Source organism: Streptomyces sp. NPDC059477 (assembly GCF_042749375.1).
In the GTDB taxonomy this organism is placed as follows: domain Bacteria; phylum Actinomycetota; class Actinomycetes; order Streptomycetales; family Streptomycetaceae; genus Streptomyces.
Genome location: NZ_JBHYUG010000003.1, coordinates 92,504 through 109,801 on the forward strand (window position 1 = coordinate 92,504; position 17,298 = coordinate 109,801).

Consider the following 17,298-nt stretch of genomic DNA (forward strand, 5'->3'; position numbering starts at 1 on the left):
CGCCAACCGCGACGACGCCCGCCCCACCGACGCCGACTTCGACGGCTCGGGCGCCTCCCTGTCCGCGCCCGACCTGGCGGCGGCGGGCTGGACGCCGGGCGCGGCGCTGACCGTGCAGGGCGCCCGGCTGACCTGGCCCGCGCGGGCGCCGGGCACGCCGGACAATGTGCGCGCCGACGGCCAGTGGGTGCGGGTGGCGGGCCGCGGGGACGCCCTCGCCTTCCTGGTCGCCGGGACCGGCGGCGCCGACACCGGCGGCAGCGGCCTGGTCGAGTACGCCGACGGCACCCGCGCCGCGTACGACCTCACCGCCCCCGACTGGCGCACCGGCCCGCTCGCCACGAAGGCCGTCGCCCTGCCGCACATCAACACCCCCGCCGGCCGGCTCACCGAGCAGGCCCGGCTGTACGTCGTGACCGTTCCGCTCGCGCCGGGGCGCGAGGTCGCCTCGGTACGGCTGCCCCAAGCGCCCGGCCTGCATGTCTTCGCCCTCTCGGTGCGGGCGGCGGCGGACGGCTGGACCGGCTCCTGGGCCGCCGCGCCCTCCGGTCTGCCTGCCGTCGGCCCCTGGACCGACCGGACGCTGCGGCTGGTCGTGCACACCTCGACGGGCGGCCCGCGCGTGCGGCTGCGCTTCGACAACGTCTTCGCGGGCACGCCGATGCGGATCGGCGCGGCCACGGTGGCGGTCCAGGCGACGGGCGCCGACGCCAAGGGCACCCCGGCGCCGGTGACCTTCGACGGATCGCCGGGTGTCACGCTCCCCGCCGGAGCGCAGGCGTACAGCGACCCGCTCCCTTTCACCGTCCCCCCGGACACCAACCTCCTGGTCAGCTTCCATCTGCCCGGGACGGTGAGCGCGGCGCCCGGTCACCGGCTGGCCGTGCAGCGGTCGTACGTCAGCGGCGGCCCCGGCGACCGCACGGCGGACGGGTCCGGTGCGGCGTACACCGCGACGATCAGCAGTTGGCCGCTGCTGACCGGGGTGGAGGTGGGCGGCGGGCCGGGGTCGCTGGTGCTGCTCGGCGACTCGATCACCGACGGCGACCGCTCCACCGTCGACGCGAACCGCCGCTGGCCCGACGCCCTGGCCGGCCGGCTGCTGACGCAGGACGAGGTGCCGCGTTTCGGCGTGCTCAATCAGGGCATCGCGGGCAACCGGGTCGTCACCGACCGCTACCCCGGCGACGGGATCTCCACGGACGGGGCCGGTGTCAGCGCGCTGCACCGGCTGGACCGCGATGTGTTCGCCCAGCCGTCGGTGCGCACGGTGATCGTCCTGCACGGCGTGAACGACCTGCTGTCCGGCGGGAGCGCGGCGCGGCTGAGCGCCGGGCTGCGGGAGATCGCCGACCGGGCACACCGCCGGGGGCTGCGGGTGCTGGGCGCCACTCTCCTGCCGTGCGGTGGCCGCAGCGGCTGCACGGCGGCCGTGGACGCCGAGCGGGCCGCCGTCAACGACTGGATCCGCGGCGGCGGGGCCTTCGACGCCGTGCTCGACTTCGACGCGGTGATCCGGGACCCGCTCCGGCCGCAGGCGATGCTGCCCGCCTACGACAGCGGGGACCATCTCCACCCCGGCGACGCGGGGCTTGCGGCGCTGGCGGAGTCGGTGGATCTGGGGCTGCTGTGACGGCCGGGGCGGGCACTAGGACGGTTGGACATCAAGGTCCACCACGACCGGGGCGTGATCGGAGGCGCCCTTGCCCTTGCGCTCCTCCCGGTCGACGTAGGCGTCGGTGACGGCCTTGGCGAAGGGCTCGTTGCCGTAGACCAGGTCGATGCGCATGCCGCGGTTCTTGGGGAAGGCGAGCTGGCGGTAGTCCCAGTACGTGTACGGGTGGTCGTACTTCAGGGGGCGCGGGACGATGTCGGACAGGCCCGTCTCGCGCAGGGCGGTGAGGGCGGCGCGCTCGGCGGGGGTGACATGGGTGGCGCCCTCGAACGCGGTCACGTCGAAGACGTCGTCGTCGGCCGGTGCCACGTTGTAGTCCCCGAGGACGGCGAAGGGGCGGCTGCCGTGGGCGTCCCCGGCGACGGCGGCGCGCAGGGCCTCGAACCACTGGAGCTTGTACGCGTAGTGCGGGTGGCCGACCTCGCGGCCGTTGGGCACGTACACCGACCAGACACGGACGGGGCCGCAGGTCGCGGCGATCGCGCGGGGTTCGTGCTTGCCCTCGTAGCCGGGGTCGCCGGGGAGTCCCTTGACGACGTCCTCGATGCCCACCCGGGAGAGCACCGCCACGCCGTTCCATCTCCCGTCGGCGTGCACCGCCGCCTCGTAGCCCAGCTCGCGCAGCTGGTCGAACGGGAACTGGTCCTCGGCGAGCTTGGCCTCCTGGAGGCACAGCACGTCGGTGCCGCTGCTCTCCAGCCAGGCGAGCAGCCTCGGCAGGCGGGCGGTGATCGAGTTCACGTTCCAGGTCGCGATGCGCATGTTCCACAACCTACCGGGCGGGTCTGACAACGCCGTCCCGCCCGGCGCGCGGCCCGCTTCGCCGAGCAGTACGGCTCACAGGTCGGCGGAGCCCCCCGACGCCAGCCGCAGATGCTCGGAGCCGCCGAGATGGCCGATCTGGTTGTCGTAGATCGGGCGGGCGAGGTCGGTGAGCAGGGCGTCGTGGATGTCGTAGACGCGCTGCGGCCCGACCTCGCGGACGTAGTCGATGACCTCGGAGATCTTGTTCCAGGGGGCCTGCACCGGGGCGAGGAGGGTCTCCACGGCGTGGTCGGGGACGGTGAGGGCGTCGCCGGGGTGGAAGATCCGTCCGCCGTCCAGCAGATAGCCGACGTTGGTGATGCGCGGCAGGTCGGGGTGGATCACGGCGTGCAGTTCGCCGTGGACCTGGACCTCGAACCCGGCGGCGGTGAAGGTGTCGCCGTGCCCGACGGTGTGCACCCGGCCGGGGAACGCCGCCGACAACTGCTCCGCGACGGACCTGAGCGTCCAGATCTCCGCGGCGGGATTGGCCTCCAGGGCGGCCCGCAGCCGCCCCTCGTGGAAGTGGTCGGCATGCTCGTGGGTGACCAGGACCGCGTCCGCGCCGACGGCGGCGTCCTCCTCACTGAACCCGCCCGGATCGAGCACGAGCGTCAGCCCGTCCTTCTCCAGGCGGACACAGGAGTGCGACTTCTTCGTGAGCCTCATGCCCCCATCCTGCCGCCGGGCACCGCCCCCCGCACAAGGGACCGCCCGCTTGATCCCCCCCTGCTCCCTCCTGCTCCCCCTCCTGCTACTCCGAGGGGGTCGTCTCCTCCCGGATCACCTGCTGGGCCACCTTGAAGGCGCTGTTGGCGGCGGGGACCCCGCAGTAGACGGCGGCCTGGAGGAGGACTTCCTTGATCTCGGCCGGGGTGAGGCCGTTGCGCAGGGCGGCGCGGGTGTGGAAGGCGAGTTCGTCGAGGTGCCCGCCGGCCACGAGCGCGGTGAGCGTGATGCAGCTGCGGGTACGGCGGTCCAGACCCGGCCGGTCCCAGACCTCGCCCCAGGCGTAGCGGGTGATGAACTCCTGGAAGTCGCCGGAGAACTCGTCGGCCTGGGCCAGCGCCCGGTCCACATGCGCGTCCCCGAGCACCTCGCGGCGCACCTTGATCCCGGCGTCGTACGGGTCCGGCCGCCCGCCCGCGCGCGGGGCGGGTACGGCGGCGGGGGCGATCTCGGCGACCGGCGCGCTCGGCGCGGGCGGGGCGAGCGCCGGTTTGACGGGGGCGGCCGGGATGGCGGTCTGCCCGGTGTCGTGCGGGTGCTGCCAGGCGGTGGAGAAGTGCCGGACCAGCAGATCGGTCACCGCGGCCGGCTGCTCGACCGGGACCAGGTGCGAGGCGCCGGGGACGACGGCGAGGCGCGCGTCCGGGATCCCGGCGACCAGCGTGCGGGCCTCCGCGGGCCCGGTCACCTGATCGTCGGAGCCGACCAGGACCAGCGTCGGGACCCCGACCCGGCCCAGCTCGGGCCGTACGTCGAAGGTGGCGAGCGCCTCGCAGGCGGCGATGTAGCAGCCGGGGTCGGTGGTGCGGACCATCTGTACGGCCCAGTCGGTGATCGCGGGCTGCGCGGCGGCGAACCCGGCCGTGAACCACCGGTCGGGCGAGCTACGCGCGATGGGATCGAGCCCGTTCGTCCGTACGATCACTCCGCGCTGACGGAACTCGTCCGCCGTACCGAACCGCGGGGACGCGGCGATCAGCGCCAGCGACGCCAGCCGCTCGGGATGGCGCAGCGCCAGCTCCACGCCGACCGCACCACCGAGCGCACAGCCCGCGTATCCGAACCGCTGCACGCCGAGCCCGTCGAGCGTGGCGAGCAGCCGGGCCGTCAACTCGGTGACGGAACCGGCGGGATAGGCGGGGGCGCCGCCGTGTCCGGGCAGGTCGTAGCGGAAGATCCGCCACTGCTCGGCCAGCTCGGGGACCTGGCGATCCCACATGTGCCATGTGGTACCGAGCGATGGCCCCAGGATCAGGACCGGCGCCTCTTCCGGCCCGTCAAAGCGGTATTGCAGGGTGTTCGTCATACTCTCGCTCACCCGGCTCACGCTCCCACATCTCACGAGCTCGCACACGCCCGGGTCGGACTCCGCGCGGCCCGTCCTCGGTTGTGGCGACTTCGCGAAGATCCTCCGCGCCGGGCTTCACGGGCCGCTCGCCGACAGACCCGGGTCGAAATCGGCGTGTCAATTGCGCCCCGGACGGGGTCACTTGAGGATTTCCAGCATCCGCTCTCCCAGGACGGCGGCCGAGGCCGGGTTCTGCCCGGTGACCAGGTTGCGGTCCTGGACCATGTACGGCTCCCACATCGGGCCGCGGCTGAAGTTGACCCCGACCTTGTCCTTGACGTCGGTCTCCAGCAGCCACGTCACTCGGGAGGCGAGCCCGACACCCTCTTCTTCCTCGTTGGTGAAGCAGGTGATGTCGTAGTCCTTGAACGGTGACTCGCCGTGGATCCTGGTGGCCAGTATGGAGGCGGGGCCGTGGCAGACGATGAACAGCGGGTCGCCCGAGGTGAGCTGCCGCGTCAGCAGCCGCCCCACGTCGGCGTCGAACGCCAGGTCCGACATGGGACCGTGACCGCCCGGTACGTACACCGCGTCGTAGTCCTCCAGGCGTACGTCCGAAAGCTGTAGCGGCCGGCGCATCGCCTCGGCGGAACGGATGATGGCCTCCAGCTCAAGGGCGCTGTCGTTGCCGCCGACCAGCTCGGGGCGCAGGCTCATCATGTCGACGGTCGGGATGACGCCGTTCGGCGTCGCGACGGCCACCTCGTGACCGGCCTCCGTGAGGATCTTGTACGGGTTCGCGAACTCCTCGGCCCAGTATCCCGTCGCGTATCTCGTACCGTCCTTCAGTACCCAGTAGGCGGCTCCACTGACGATGAACAGCACTTTCGCCATGGCAAGGATCTCCTCTCGGATACGAACGAGCGTTCGAGTATCCTTCTTCTGATCCCTCCTGCCCCCTTCTGGGACCATATGCACGTCTGCCGACCGGGCGCACCCGGAAGCTCGCGGCGCCACGGCTCGGCTGCCCGCCCGATGGGGACGTGCTGAACCCTGGCGGCAGAACAGGCCCGGTCACATGTCCAGGACCACGTCAGCCGGTGGCGTCGCACAGCAGATGAGGGCGCTTCCCTCAGCGGGGAGGTCCACGGGCTCCGGGGAGTAGTCGACATGGCCCGAAAGCAGCGCGGTCTCGCAGGTGTGACAGACGCCGGTCCGGCAGGACCAGCGCACCGGAACGTCACATGCCTCGGCGAGTTCGAGCAGGGTCCCGTAGTCGGGGTGCCAGGGAACGGTCAGGCCGCTGCGGGCGAAGGACACCGACGACATGGGTCGTCCGGTCGGAGGACGGGCGGGATGGTGCGGTGCCCGGGTGGGCTCCGCCACCACACCGGGGGTGAGGGCGGGCGCGGCTCCGAAGGTCTCGGTGTGGATCCGCGTGGACGGCAGGCCGCAGGTCTCCAGGGCCTCGGTCATGTCCCGCATGAACGCGACCGGCCCGCAGAGGTAGGCGTCCGTGTCCGGGGGCAGTTCGAGGCCGCGGATCCGGTCGGTGCTGAGCCGCCCGGACACCGTGTAGTCGACACCTGGACGGTCAACGCCGCGCGGACGGCTGTAGGAGACGAACGACCGGCCCGCGGGCAACCGGGAGAGCAGCGCGCGCGCTTCGTCGGCGAAGGGGTGGTGCTCGCCGTCCCGGGCCGCGTGCAGCCACCACACCGGGCGCGGTGAGGGCTCCGCGGCGAGCCCGTACAGCATGGCCAGGACCGGGGTGGCACCGACACCGGCGGACAGCAGCAGCACCGGGGTCCCGGTGTCCGCCAGCAGGAACGTACCGCGCGGAGCGGCGACATCGAGGATGTCGTCCGCTTTCACCCGCTGGGACAGGTAGGTGCTGGCGACGCCGTGCGGCTCCCGCTTGACACTGATGCGGTACGTCTCGGCGCCCGGACGGCCGGACAGCGAGTAGCTTCGGATGGCCGGGGCGGCCAGTGGGTCCGGCCGCAGCCTGACCGCGAGGAACTGCCCCGGCAGCGCGGCCGGGAGCGGCTCACCGTCGACCGACGCCAGGGTGAGTGAGCAGATGCTCGCGCTCTCCGGCTCGACGCGGACGACTCTCAGCGGGCGGAACCCTGGCCATGCCGGGGGCGGACCGGTGGGGGTGAGCCCGCTGTTGCCGCCCGCGGTGCCGGGGCCCCGGTCCACGGCGTCCAGCAGGGCCCGCAGTGACGTCTTCCACCCGGGGCTCAGCGCGGGAATGCGCAGGGCGCGTTCGAGCTGCGGACGGGAGTGGCCGGGCAGGTAGAGCAACGCGTCCATCTCGGCGACGGTCATCCTCTCGGGGCCCGGCGCGATCCTTACGATCTCGTCCCCCGCCTGCACCCGCCCTTCTGTCAGCACCCGCAGGTAGAAGCCCGGGCGGCGGTGGGAGACGAGCAGCGCGGCCATCTGGGGTTCCCCCATCCGCAGCCCCACGCGGTAGCACGTCACGCGGGGCTGCGTGACCTCGAAGACCGCGCCGCCGATCCGATAGCGGTCGCCGATGCAGACCTCGTCGTCGGGGAGCCCGTCCACGGTGAAGTTCTCGCCGAACTGGCCGTACGTGAAGTCGTCCCGCTTCATGTGCTCCTGCCAGTGGCGGTAGGAGTCCAACTGGTAGACCAGTACGGCACGCTGCTCGCCGCCGTGCCCGGCGAGGTCGCCCTGTCCGTCGCCGTCCAGATTGAGCGACCGCGCCATCAGGGGCCCCGCCACGGGGTGCTTCCGGACGCCGGTGCGGATGGTCCTGCCGTGCCAGGCGACGTCCTTGGGCATGCCGACGTTCACGGCGATCAGCGTGGCCATACGACATCCCTTCGCTGAACCGCGGGGCGCGTTCACCCGTTCACATGAGCCCGGTGAGTCCGGTGAGTCCGGACGCGGACGGTGCGTGCCTTGCCGAGGATCCAGAAGACGGTCCCGGTCGCGGCGCCGTAGGCCAGGTGGGGGCCGAGGTCGTCCACGAGGGTCCTGCGGTCGTACTTCCAGATGGGCTCGTAGAGTCCCGCGATCGGCAGGGTGATGTAGTCACCGATCCAGACGACCGCGCCGAACGGCACACCGTAGACCCCGGAGGGCGGCTTGCGCGCCGAGCCGGCGAGTACGCCGTAGAGCGCCCCGTAGGCCGCGCCGTACGACCAGTGCATGAACGTGCTGACCGGCCAGGCGGCGGCATCCGGGAGTTCGCGCTGGGTGAAGCCCTCGATCAGGCGCTTGCCGACCTGCCCGGGATCCGGGGCCTCCTGCCAGGTGCGGACGGGGGCGAACTCCCACCGCAGGGGATTGCGCTCCCCACCGGCCCGGCGCTGCCGCAGGAACCGGACCGTGTCCATGCACGCGGTGCCGGCCAGGCCGGCGGCAAGGCCCGACGCGATCGCGCCGAGCGGAGTCAACTGCTTCGGAGTGCGCATTGTGCAACGCTCCTGCCGTTCTGGCCCGTACGGGGCAGGCAAGCACGACGTCCCGCGACCCGGCGACGCTGACATCCCCTCCTGGGCATGCTTGCACGCCCACCGTCACGGCACCATTCGGGACGGGAGGGCCGCGGGGCGTAGGCCGCCCTCCCATGGGTGCGGCCGATGCCACGTCGCAGGTGCGGGTCCGGATGTGGGTGCAGGTACGGACGCAGGTACGGGTGCGGGTGCGGGCGGTGCGGCGATAATGGGGCATATGTCCCAATACACTGCAAAAAATCCACACGGGCCGTCCACTCTGACGGTCAAGGGGAGGGACGTACGGCTGCGCACCATCGGGTTCGTGGTGCTCGCGGCCCTGGCGATCTGGTTCATCGCCGCGAACACGAAATCGGTCACGATCCGGCTGTGGATCCCGACCGTCACCCTTCCGCTGTGGAGCGTCCTCACCGTCACCCTCATCGTGGGCATCGCCCTCGGTCTGCTCATGGCCCATCGCCGGGCGCGACGATGAACGCCCGGTAAGGCCCTCCGGGGGATGGCATGAAAGCAGGGCTCGCAGGCGTCAAGGACGCGGTCACGGACAGGACGGGCCTCGCGCTGCGGCTCTCCCGTCTGCTGCCCGCCTACCTGATCGTCTTCGGGACCGTCGTCCAGCTGTTCACGCCGCCGTATCTGTCCGGGACCCCTTTCTTCGTCTCGGCCCCTCTGATGGCGGCACCGCTGTTCTCCTTCTGGACGACGGTGGCCTACGGCGCCGCCGCGATGCTCGCCGCCGCTCTGCTGGACCTGGGGGCGGAACAGGTGTGGGCGTCGGCGGGCGTCCAACTGCTCGCGACCGAACTCGCGACCATCCTGTTCGTCACGGCCATCGCCGCGCTGCTGAACACCGTGGTCTGGCGGGGCCGCCGCCAGCTCGCCTCCGCGCGCAGCCTGTCCGAGGCGGCCCAGCGGGCCGTGCTGCCCACCCCCGCCGAACGCATCGACGGACTGCGCGTCGGCACCCGCTACGAGGCCGCCGAGCAGGAGGCGCTGGTCGGCGGGGATCTGTACGGCGCCCGTTCCACCCCGTACGGCGTACGGCTGGTGATGGGCGACGTACGGGGAAAAGGGCTCGGTGCGATAGAGGCGGTGTCCGTGCTGCTCGGCGCGTTCTGGGAGGCGGCGCACACCGAGGCCAGCCTCACCGGGGTGGCCACCCGTCTGGAGCAGGCGCTGGAGCGCGAGGGTGCCCGCCGCAGCGGCATCGACGACACGGAGGGCTTCGCCACCTGTGTACTGGTGGAGATCCCGCCCGATCACCAGGTGCTGCGGATGGTCAACTGCGGCCATCCCGTGCCGCTGCTGCTCGGCGGCGACGGGTCCGTCCGCACCCTCACGCCCACCACGTTCTCGCTGCCGCTGGGCCTCGCCGAACTCGCGCCCGACGGCCGCCGCCCCGACGAATGGGAGTTCCCGCCGGAGGCCACGCTGCTGCTCTACACCGACGGCCTGTCCGAGGCACGCGACCTGTCCGGAGCCTTCTACGACCCGGCCGCCCGCCTCCAGGGCCGCACCTTCCCGTCCCCCAACCGCCTCCTCGACACCCTGGTCACCGACGTACGCGCCTTCTCCGGCGGCCCGGCCACCGACGACATGGCCCTCCTCGCCGCCCATCGGCCCCGGCCGCACCGGGGGCTTCGGGGCGGGGGTGAGGGGGGTGGCGGGGTGGGGCTCCCTTGCCGGTCGTAGAGGCGGCCAGGGGGCCGGAATCCAGGGCCATGAGCCTGTTCTTGAGCGGCTCCGTGTCGCGCCGCGTGCTGGCTCCGCAGCATCGCGGGCGGGTGGGCGGGGGCGCGAGCGAGGGCGCCGGGCGTGCCGTCGGCCTCCGGCGCCTGCGTGCGCCCGGTTTCGTCGTGTCGGCGTGTGTGGCGAGCGGAAGGGCCGGGACCGGCTACTGGCCGCCGAGGCCGGTGAGGGCGCCCACCGGGTCCAGGTCGGGGGTGCCCCGGGGCCACCAGTCGTCGGCGTCGGGCTCCGACTCGTAGGCGTACCACAGCCCGTCCCGGCCGAGTCTGAGCTGGACGTGGCCGCGCGGGTGGGTCAGGCGGTTGCGCCAGGGGCGGAAGGCGGGCAGGTCGGCGGCGAGGAGGAGCGGGCGGGCCCGGTCGAAGCGCCCGGCCGGTGGATCCCACGGCTCGTCGAGCACCGCGAGCCCCTCGAACCCGCCCTGCCGCCACGCCGCCACCGCGCGGGCCAGCTCCGGCGACGTACGCCCCGCGGCGGACGCGAGCGACGAGTACAGCGCGCGGGTGCTGCCCGTGAGGCCGGATCCCGGGCGGGCCGCCGCGAGCCGTACCGCGTCCTGCCACACCGTCAGGTCGGCCACCGGATCGCGTCCGGTGGCGAGCAGGGCGTGCGCGCGGGCCGCCGCGTCGGTCGCCAGCTGGTCCAGCGCGAAGGGGTCGGGGCCGCCCGGAGACGCCGGATAGGCGGGCGGCTGCCCGGGATGCGGCGGGACGGGCAACGGCGGCGGCAGCGGCGGGAGCGCCCGGCGGGCCAGTGCCTCCGTGGCCCGTACGCCGGGCAGCGGGGCCGGTTCGCGCTCCTGGGCGGCGCGGGCCGCGCGGGCCGCGCTGCGGCGGGACAGCGCGTCCAGCACCTCCCGCTCTCCCCGGCCGCGCAGCAGGAGCAGTACGAAAGGGTCGGCGTCGAGCAGCCGGGCCGTCTGATAACACAGGGCCGCCGCGTGTTTGCAGGGGTGGGCCCGGTCGGGGCAGTTGCACTGCGGTTCGAGGTCCCCGGGGCCGGGCAGCAGCCGTACCTCGCCCTCCGCGAGGGCGTGCGGCATCTCCTTGTCCAGCAGCGCCGCGATATGCGCCGGTCGCTCGGCCGCCGCGTCCAGGAACCGCTCCCAGTCCGCGTCCTCCAGCGTCCGCAACCGCACCTGCACGCGGTACGGCCGCGGCCTGCTCCCCTGCACGTACGCCAGCACCAGGCCCGGTGTCACCGTGATGGCGTCCACATGGCCCCGCTCGGCATAGCCCCGCCCCCGCGCCAGCCGTTGCGCGTCCAGCGCGCCTTCCTCCAGCGCGGAGACCCACGCGTTGCCCCACCAGGTCCCCGCGAAGCCGCCATCGCCGCCGTCGTCGTCCACCGGCCGCGGCGGAAAGGCCGGGAACGTCCGCCGGTGGTCACCATCTCGGCGTGGCGAGGCCATGGAGGGGGTGGGGGGCACGGAAGGCATGGAGGAGGCGGAAGGGGTCGCGGGGGTGGCGGGGGTGGCGGGGGTAGAGCGGGTGGCAGGGGCCGCGGGGGTGGAGGGGGGCTCGGTGTGGTGGGGTGTGGGCTCGGCTGGTGCCGGGGCGGGGGCCTGAGCGATGGGCGTCAGCAGGCGTGAGAGATCTCGGCGGGGTGCTGAGGTGCCGCCCTCCGGGCGGGGCTCGGCGGACCCGCCCTTGCCGGAGCGCTGAACAGCGTCCGTCCTCGTCGTCCTCCCGACGGCCGCACTCTCCATGGCCCGCTCCTCGGCGAGCGCCAGCCGCAGCGCCTCCCGCGCTACGTCGGCGGGGCGCCGGGCCTCGGCGGGTTTGGTGCTGGGCCGGGGTACAGGAAGGGTTGGCGGAGCCGCGTCGGACGGGGCGCCGTCTCCCGGCCGTCCGCCCGGCACCTCACCCGGCTCACCCTCCGCGTCGTCCTCAGCGTTCTGCGCCCGCCGCGCGGACACCGCCTCCCGCAGTGCCGCCCGGGCAGCGTCACCGGGACGGGGTCCGGGACCGCCGGGACGGGGCCGCCGGGCTCCCCGGGTCCCCTCCGCCGTTTCATCGCCCCGCTCACCCTCACCCTCACCCTCGCCGCTCCCCCGCTCCCGCGCGGCGCGCAAGGCACGGCGTGCCGCCTCGGCGGGACCGGTACCGGTCGGCTGGTGCGCCTCGGTCGGCGCCGCCCCTTCGATTCGGGCGGCGCTCCCAATCCCGGCGGCCCCTTCGTTCTGGGCGAGCCCCTCGATCCCGGCCGCCCCCTCGATCCGGGCCGAGTCCGCGATCCGGGCCGAGTCCTCAGTGCGAGCCTCCGCCCGCGCCGCCTCCTCAGCCCGCGTCACCTCCTTAGCGCGAGATGCCCGCTCCGCCCCCGCCGCACCAATCGCCTCCCCGACCCCCCTCTCCCGCCGCCCCCCGTTCATGACTCCCTCCGCAGGGACACCAGGTCGGACAGCTCGCGGTCCGTCAGTTCGGTGAGGGCGGATTCGCCGGAGCCAAGGATCGCGTCGGCCAGGGCCCGTTTCGCGGCGAGCATCTCGGCGATGCGGTCCTCGATGGTGCCCTCGGTGATCAGGCGGTGGACCTGGACGGGCTGGGTCTGGCCGATGCGGTAGGCGCGGTCGGTGGCCTGTTCCTCGACGGCCGGGTTCCACCAGCGGTCGAAGTGGACGACATGGCCCGCGCGGGTGAGGTTGAGGCCGGTGCCCGCCGCCTTGAGGGACAGCACCAGCACGGGGGTGGCCCCGCTCTGGAAGCGGTCCACCATGCGCTCGCGTTCGGGTACCGGCGTACCGCCGTGCAGCAGGTCGACGGGGATCGCGCGGGCGGCCAGGTGGGTGGCGATCAGCCGGGCCATGCCCACGTACTGGGTGAAGACCAGTGCCGAGCCGTCCTCGGAGAGCAGTGTGTCGAGGAGTTCGTCCAGGAGGGCCAGTTTGCCGGAGCGGGCCGGCAGGCGGTCCGTCGTGGCGGGGTCCGTGTGTGTCTCCTTCAGATACAGCGCCGGGTGGTCGCAGATCTGCTTGAGCGCGCCGAGCAGCTTCAGCACCAGGCCCCGCCTGGCGATGCCCTCGGCGGTCTCGATGGCGAGCAGCGACTCCCGGACCACCGCCTCGTACAGCGCGGCCTGTTCGCGGGTGAGGGGTACGGGGTGGTCGGTCTCGGTCTTGGGGGGCAGTTCGGGGACGATGCCCGGGTCGGACTTCTTGCGGCGCAGCAGGAACGGGCGGACCAGGCGGGCGAGACGCTCGACGGCCTGGTCGTCCTCGCCGTTCTCCACCGCGCGGGCGTGCCGGGCGCGGAAGGACTTGAGGGGGCCGAGCAGTCCGGGGGTGGTCCAGTCGAGCAGGGCCCACAGCTCGGAGAGGTTGTTCTCCACGGGTGTACCGGTGAGGGCCACGCGCGCGGGCGTGGGGATGGTGCGCAGGGCCTTCGCGGTGGCCGAGTAGGGGTTCTTCACATGCTGGGCCTCGTCGGCGACGACCATGCCCCAGCGGTGGGTGGCGAGCGTGGTGGCGGCCGAGCGCATGGTGCCGTACGTGGTGAGGACGAAGCCGCCGGTCAGGTCCTGAAGGGTGCGGTCGGTGCCGTGGAAGCGGCGGACCGGGACGCCGGGGGCGAAGCGGGTGATCTCGCGCTGCCAGTTGCCGAGCAGGGAGGCCGGGCAGACGACGAGGGTCGGTTCGGGGCGGGCCCGTTTGAGGTGCAGGGCGATGAGAGTGACGGTCTTGCCGAGGCCCATGTCGTCGGCGAGGCAGCCGCCGAGGCCGAGGGACGTCATGAGGTCGAGCCAGGCCAGCCCGCGCAGTTGGTACTCGCGCAGGGTGGCGGCGAGGCCCGGGGGTGGCTCCGCCGGACGTACGCCGGTCGTCAGGCGGTCGCGCAGGGCGGCCAGCGCGCCGACCGGGACCGCCTCGACGCTCTCGCCGTCGACCTCCGCGCTGCCGCTGAGGGCGACGGACAGCGCGTCGACCGGGTCCAGCAGGCCCAGTTCGCGCCGGCGGGCCTTGCGGACCAGGGCCGGGTCGACCAGTACCCAGCTGTCGCGCAGCCGGACCATCGGGCGGTGCGCCTCGGCCAGCAGGTCCATCTCGGCGTCGCTGAGCGGGTCGCCGCCCAGCGCCAGCTGCCAGCGGAACTGGAGCAGTTCCCCGCTCTCGAAGAAGCCCGTGCCGTCCGTCGCCGAGCCGGGTGCGGGGCGCACCACGGCCGACGCGGTGAGGTCCTGGGCCAGGTCGCGGGGCCAGTGCACGGCGACCCCGGCCGTCGCGAGGCGGGTGGCGGCGACGCCGAGCAGGTCGCCCAGTTCTTCCTCGGACAGGGTGAGGACGTCGGGTGTGTCCCGCTCGGTGAGCCGCTCCATGGGCGGCCATACGCGGGCCGCGCGCCGGACCGCGAGCGCCGCGTCCACCCGGGAGCGGGGCCCGAAGGCGTCGTCGGCGCCGCCCGCCCACAGCGTCGCCGCGTCCGCGACCAGCGTGGGATCGGCCAGGCTGTGCACCTGGACGACGGCGGCGCCCGCACCCCGCGCACGGGCGCCGCCGGAGTGGCTGCCCTCCCCGCTGTCGAACAGGTCGTACGCCGACAGGTCCAGGCGCAGGGAGATCCGGACGCCCGCGTCCATCCCGGCGGCGACCTCGGCGGCCCAGTCGCGGGCGCCGGGCAGCCGCTGCGGGCGGAGGTCGGCGAAGGGCTTCCCGGCCGCGTACGGGGCGGCGGGGGTGCGGGGCAGGGTGTCGGCGACGGCGTCGAGGAAGGCCCGCATCAGGTGTTCGGGCTCGGGCAGCCGGAGCGGGCCAGGGCCGGGCAGCGGGACCGCGTGGCCCTCGTACGGCAGGGCAGCCGCCACCGCGCGCAAATAGGCGATGTCGGCGGGGTCGAGGGGGCCGGCCCGCCAGGCGTCGTGCCCGGCGGCGGTGAGGCCCGGCAGCAGCCTGCCCCGGGCGGCGAGCCGCAGCGCGTGCAGTGCCGCCGCGCCCCAGCAGGCGGTGGCCGGGTGGGCGGCGGGATCGCGCCGGGCCCGCACCAGCAGGGGCAGCGCCTCGCCGAGTGTCAGGGTCAGCGCGGGGGCCCGCCGGCGACGTACCGACACTCCGGACGAGCCATGGGGGCGGACGACCGTCAGCTCCACGGTGTGCGGGCCGGAACCGGTCGGCCCGACGCCGTGCGGCCCGGAACCGGTCGGCTCCGCACTGTGCGGGCCGGGGCCGGTCGGCCCGACGCTGTACGACCCAGGGCTGGTCAGTCCGACGTCGCCAGGGCCAGGGCCGGGCGCCTCGCCGTGCAGCCCAGGACCGGGCGGAGCCGCACCGTGCGGCCCGGGGCCGGTGAGCCCGACGCCGTTGGGGCCAGGACCGGGCGGAGCCTCCCCGTCGGGGTCCCAGAAGGCCATCCGGCCCTCGCGGGGCAGCGGCGCGGGCAGGAAGACGGCGGCCAGCCGCACGGACACCCCGTCCGCCTCGTCCTCGGCCGTTCGCATACGTCTGGTCACCTCCCGCCCGTCTGCCGGATCACTTGTCTCCGACTCTACGGGCGGGGTCTGACAATCGGCCCCGGCGACGGGCGCCGGGCGCCGTTCAGGGCGTGGTGCGCGACACCAGGTAGACGAACGGGTTGTTCGGTTCGGCCAGGCTGACCATCACGTCCTGGGTGGGGTGCGGGTCCTTCTGGTCGTGGACCAGGCCGTACCAGGGTCCGGCGGTGTCGAAGTTCCAGCCGGCGACCTCCTGGTCGCGTTCGCTGATGGTGATGCGGTTGCGCTCCAGTTCCACCCGGCTGGTGCCCATCTCGCGCAGGAACTCGTCGAGGTTGGCGTTGGGGGTCTGGAACTGGACGTACAGGCGGCTGGTGCGCCAGTTGTTGGTCTCGTAGTAGGCGACCTTGCCCGCGGGGCGCTGGATGGGGACCTCGTAGAGGCGGAGCTGCACCTTGGACGGCCAGTCGAAGGTCAGGCCGGTCGCGGCGTACTTCTCCTCCTTCTTCTTGCCGCTGTCGCGGCTCTGGTTGGCGGAGATCACCAGATAGCCGGCCGGGATGCCGATGAGCAGCACGATGATCATCAAGGTGAACGCCCGGCGGCGGATCATGTGGCCGTGGCCCTCGGGCGGGCCCGGCGGTTCGCTCGGCGACATGGCCTCGCGGGCCGGTCCTACGGGCGACATGGTCACAGTGACTCCCCTGGGGTGCGCCGGGCCTCCGCGTACCGCTCGTACCGCTCGTAGCGCTCCACCCGGCGCCGCTTGGCCCGCCGGAAGCGGCGGGCGACCAGCCGGGCCAGGTCCGCGGCGCCGACCATGCCGGCCTCGGGGCCGAGCTGGGCCCGTACGATCCGCGCCTCGGGGCGGTAGCCGCGGCCGGTGAGGTGGCGCTTGAAGGCGTCCCGCGCGGGGACGATCAGCAGATCGTCGGCCGCGGAGACCCCGCCGCCGATCACGAAGCACGACGGGTCGAGGGCGGCGGCGAGGTTGGCGATGCCTACGCCGAGCCACTGGCCGATGTCCTGGAGCAGCTCGGTGCACATGGCGTCGCCGTCGCGGGCCAGCTCGGTGATCATCGGGCCGGTGATGTCGGAGATCTGCCCCTTGACGTGCTCGATGATCCCGTACGCCACCGGGGAGTCGGCGGCGGCCAGCTCGCGGGCCTCTCTGACCAGGGCGTTTCCGGAGCTGTACTGCTCCCAGCAGCCGCGGTTGCCGCACGGGCAACGGTGGCCGCCGGGCACGACCTGCATATGGCCGAACTCGCCCGCGACCCCGTACTTGCCTCGTTTGACCTGGCCGTCCTCCAGGATCGCGCCGCCGATACCGGTACCGAGGGTGATCATGACGAGGTGGTCCTCGCCGCGTCCGGCGCCGAAGCGCCATTCGGCCCAGGCGGCGGTGTTGGCGTCGTTGTCGACCAGCACCGGGACGGACAGGCGGCTGGCGAGGCGGTCGCGGAGGGGCTCGTTGCGCCAGGAGAGATGGGGCGCGAAGAGCACCCGGTTGCGCTCGGCGTCGACCCAGCCGGCCGCGCCGATGCCGACCGCGTGCACGTCGTGCCGGTCGGAGAGGTCCAGGACCAGTTCGACGATGGTGTCCTCGACGACTCTGGGGCTCTTGGACTTGTCCGGGGTCTCCGCGCGGAGCTTCTCCAGGATCTGGCCGTCGGCGTCCACGACACCGGCCATCACCTTGGTGCCGCCGATGTCAATGCCGACCGTGGGGACGCGGGGCGCCGTGAGGTGCGAGCGGCGTTCGCGGGTGCCGACCGTGCGCAGGGCGGGGGCACGCCGGGAACCGATGGGGGCGCCGCCGACCCGGGTGTTGGTCAGGGCCCTCGGGAAGGCGAGGTCGCGGTAGGTGCTCATCGAGGCCGATTCTGCCGCACGGGGGCCTCTGGCAGCGAACGGGGCGCCTTGTCGCCGGGGGTGGTTCGGTTTGTCGGCGGGTGCGGGTGTGTCGTGGCTTGTCGCGCCGTTCCCCGCACCCCTTCAGGGGCGTCGCCCCGCCCGGCGTACTGCGCGGAGCGCCCCAGCGGTGGGGTGGGGGCGGTTCGGCGGCGGGTGCGGGCTCGTCGTGGCCGGTCGCGCAGTTCCCCGCGCCCCTTGAGGGCGCTGTCCTGGTCGGCGTG

Annotated in this window: 12 protein-coding genes and 1 pseudogene; 3 read left to right on the forward strand and 10 right to left on the reverse strand. The window is 73.7% G+C overall.

Annotated features, from left to right (window positions below):
• Positions 1-10: 10 nt before the first annotated feature.
• A pseudogene (locus tag ACFXAZ_RS02415) lies at positions 11-1,633 on the forward strand (GDSL-type esterase/lipase family protein); the annotation flags it as partial.
• 15 nt (positions 1,634-1,648) lie between these two features.
• Here ACFXAZ_RS02415 and ACFXAZ_RS02420 read toward each other — a convergent pair.
• The 6 genes from ACFXAZ_RS02420 to ACFXAZ_RS02445 form a co-directional block, all read right to left on the reverse strand.
• A complete protein-coding gene (locus ACFXAZ_RS02420; RefSeq protein ID WP_384583832.1) occupies positions 1,649-2,437 on the reverse strand; it encodes an exodeoxyribonuclease III in 789 nt (262 codons plus the stop codon).
• Positions 2,438-2,512: 75 nt separating this feature from the next.
• Positions 2,513-3,148 (reverse strand): MBL fold metallo-hydrolase, encoded by a 636-nt coding sequence (locus tag ACFXAZ_RS02425; protein WP_384583835.1) that lies wholly within the window; start codon positions 3,146-3,148, stop codon positions 2,513-2,515.
• Between the two features lie 85 nt (positions 3,149-3,233).
• Positions 3,234-4,526 (reverse strand): 4-carboxymuconolactone decarboxylase, encoded by a 1,293-nt coding sequence (gene pcaC, locus ACFXAZ_RS02430; protein ID WP_384583838.1) that lies wholly within the window; start codon positions 4,524-4,526, stop codon positions 3,234-3,236.
• A gap of 168 nt (positions 4,527-4,694) precedes the next feature.
• Positions 4,695-5,390 (reverse strand): type 1 glutamine amidotransferase domain-containing protein, encoded by a 696-nt coding sequence (locus ACFXAZ_RS02435; RefSeq protein ID WP_384583841.1) that lies wholly within the window; start codon positions 5,388-5,390, stop codon positions 4,695-4,697.
• A 180-nt stretch (positions 5,391-5,570) separates the two neighbouring features.
• The gene (locus tag ACFXAZ_RS02440; RefSeq protein ID WP_384583844.1) at positions 5,571-7,340 is read right to left on the reverse strand and encodes an MOSC domain-containing protein; all 1,770 of its coding nucleotides are present in this window, start codon (positions 7,338-7,340) and stop codon (positions 5,571-5,573) included.
• Between the two features lie 32 nt (positions 7,341-7,372).
• Positions 7,373-7,945 carry a hypothetical protein gene (locus tag ACFXAZ_RS02445; protein ID WP_384583847.1) on the reverse strand — a complete coding sequence of 191 codons (573 nt, stop codon included), beginning with the start codon at positions 7,943-7,945 and terminating at the stop codon, positions 7,373-7,375.
• Between the two features lie 259 nt (positions 7,946-8,204).
• Here ACFXAZ_RS02445 and ACFXAZ_RS02450 point away from each other — a divergent pair, with 259 nt between their 5' ends.
• Together ACFXAZ_RS02450 and ACFXAZ_RS02455 are read left to right on the forward strand one after the other, a co-directional pair.
• Positions 8,205-8,462, forward strand: coding sequence for a LapA family protein (locus tag ACFXAZ_RS02450; protein ID WP_382690389.1), 258 nt, complete (start codon positions 8,205-8,207; stop codon positions 8,460-8,462).
• 29 nt (positions 8,463-8,491) lie between these two features.
• Complete coding sequence (locus ACFXAZ_RS02455) at positions 8,492-9,679, forward strand: PP2C family protein-serine/threonine phosphatase (RefSeq protein ID WP_384583850.1); 1,188 nt, start codon at positions 8,492-8,494, stop codon at positions 9,677-9,679.
• Between the two features lie 202 nt (positions 9,680-9,881).
• On the opposite strand, the gene ACFXAZ_RS02460 is transcribed toward ACFXAZ_RS02455, so the two are convergent.
• The 4 genes from ACFXAZ_RS02460 to ACFXAZ_RS02475 form a co-directional block, all read right to left on the reverse strand.
• Positions 9,882-11,444 (reverse strand): SWIM zinc finger family protein, encoded by a 1,563-nt coding sequence (locus tag ACFXAZ_RS02460; RefSeq protein ID WP_384584062.1) that lies wholly within the window; start codon positions 11,442-11,444, stop codon positions 9,882-9,884.
• 662 nt (positions 11,445-12,106) lie between these two features.
• On the reverse strand, positions 12,107-15,166 hold the full coding sequence (locus tag ACFXAZ_RS02465; protein WP_384583853.1) for an SNF2-related protein: 3,060 nt from the start codon (positions 15,164-15,166) through the stop codon (positions 12,107-12,109).
• A 97-nt stretch (positions 15,167-15,263) separates the two neighbouring features.
• A complete protein-coding gene (locus ACFXAZ_RS02470; protein WP_384583857.1) occupies positions 15,264-15,848 on the reverse strand; it encodes a sugar kinase in 585 nt (194 codons plus the stop codon).
• A 2-nt stretch (positions 15,849-15,850) separates the two neighbouring features.
• Positions 15,851-17,035, reverse strand: coding sequence for an ROK family glucokinase (locus ACFXAZ_RS02475; protein ID WP_382690399.1), 1,185 nt, complete (start codon positions 17,033-17,035; stop codon positions 15,851-15,853).
• Positions 17,036-17,298 lie beyond the last annotated feature (263 nt).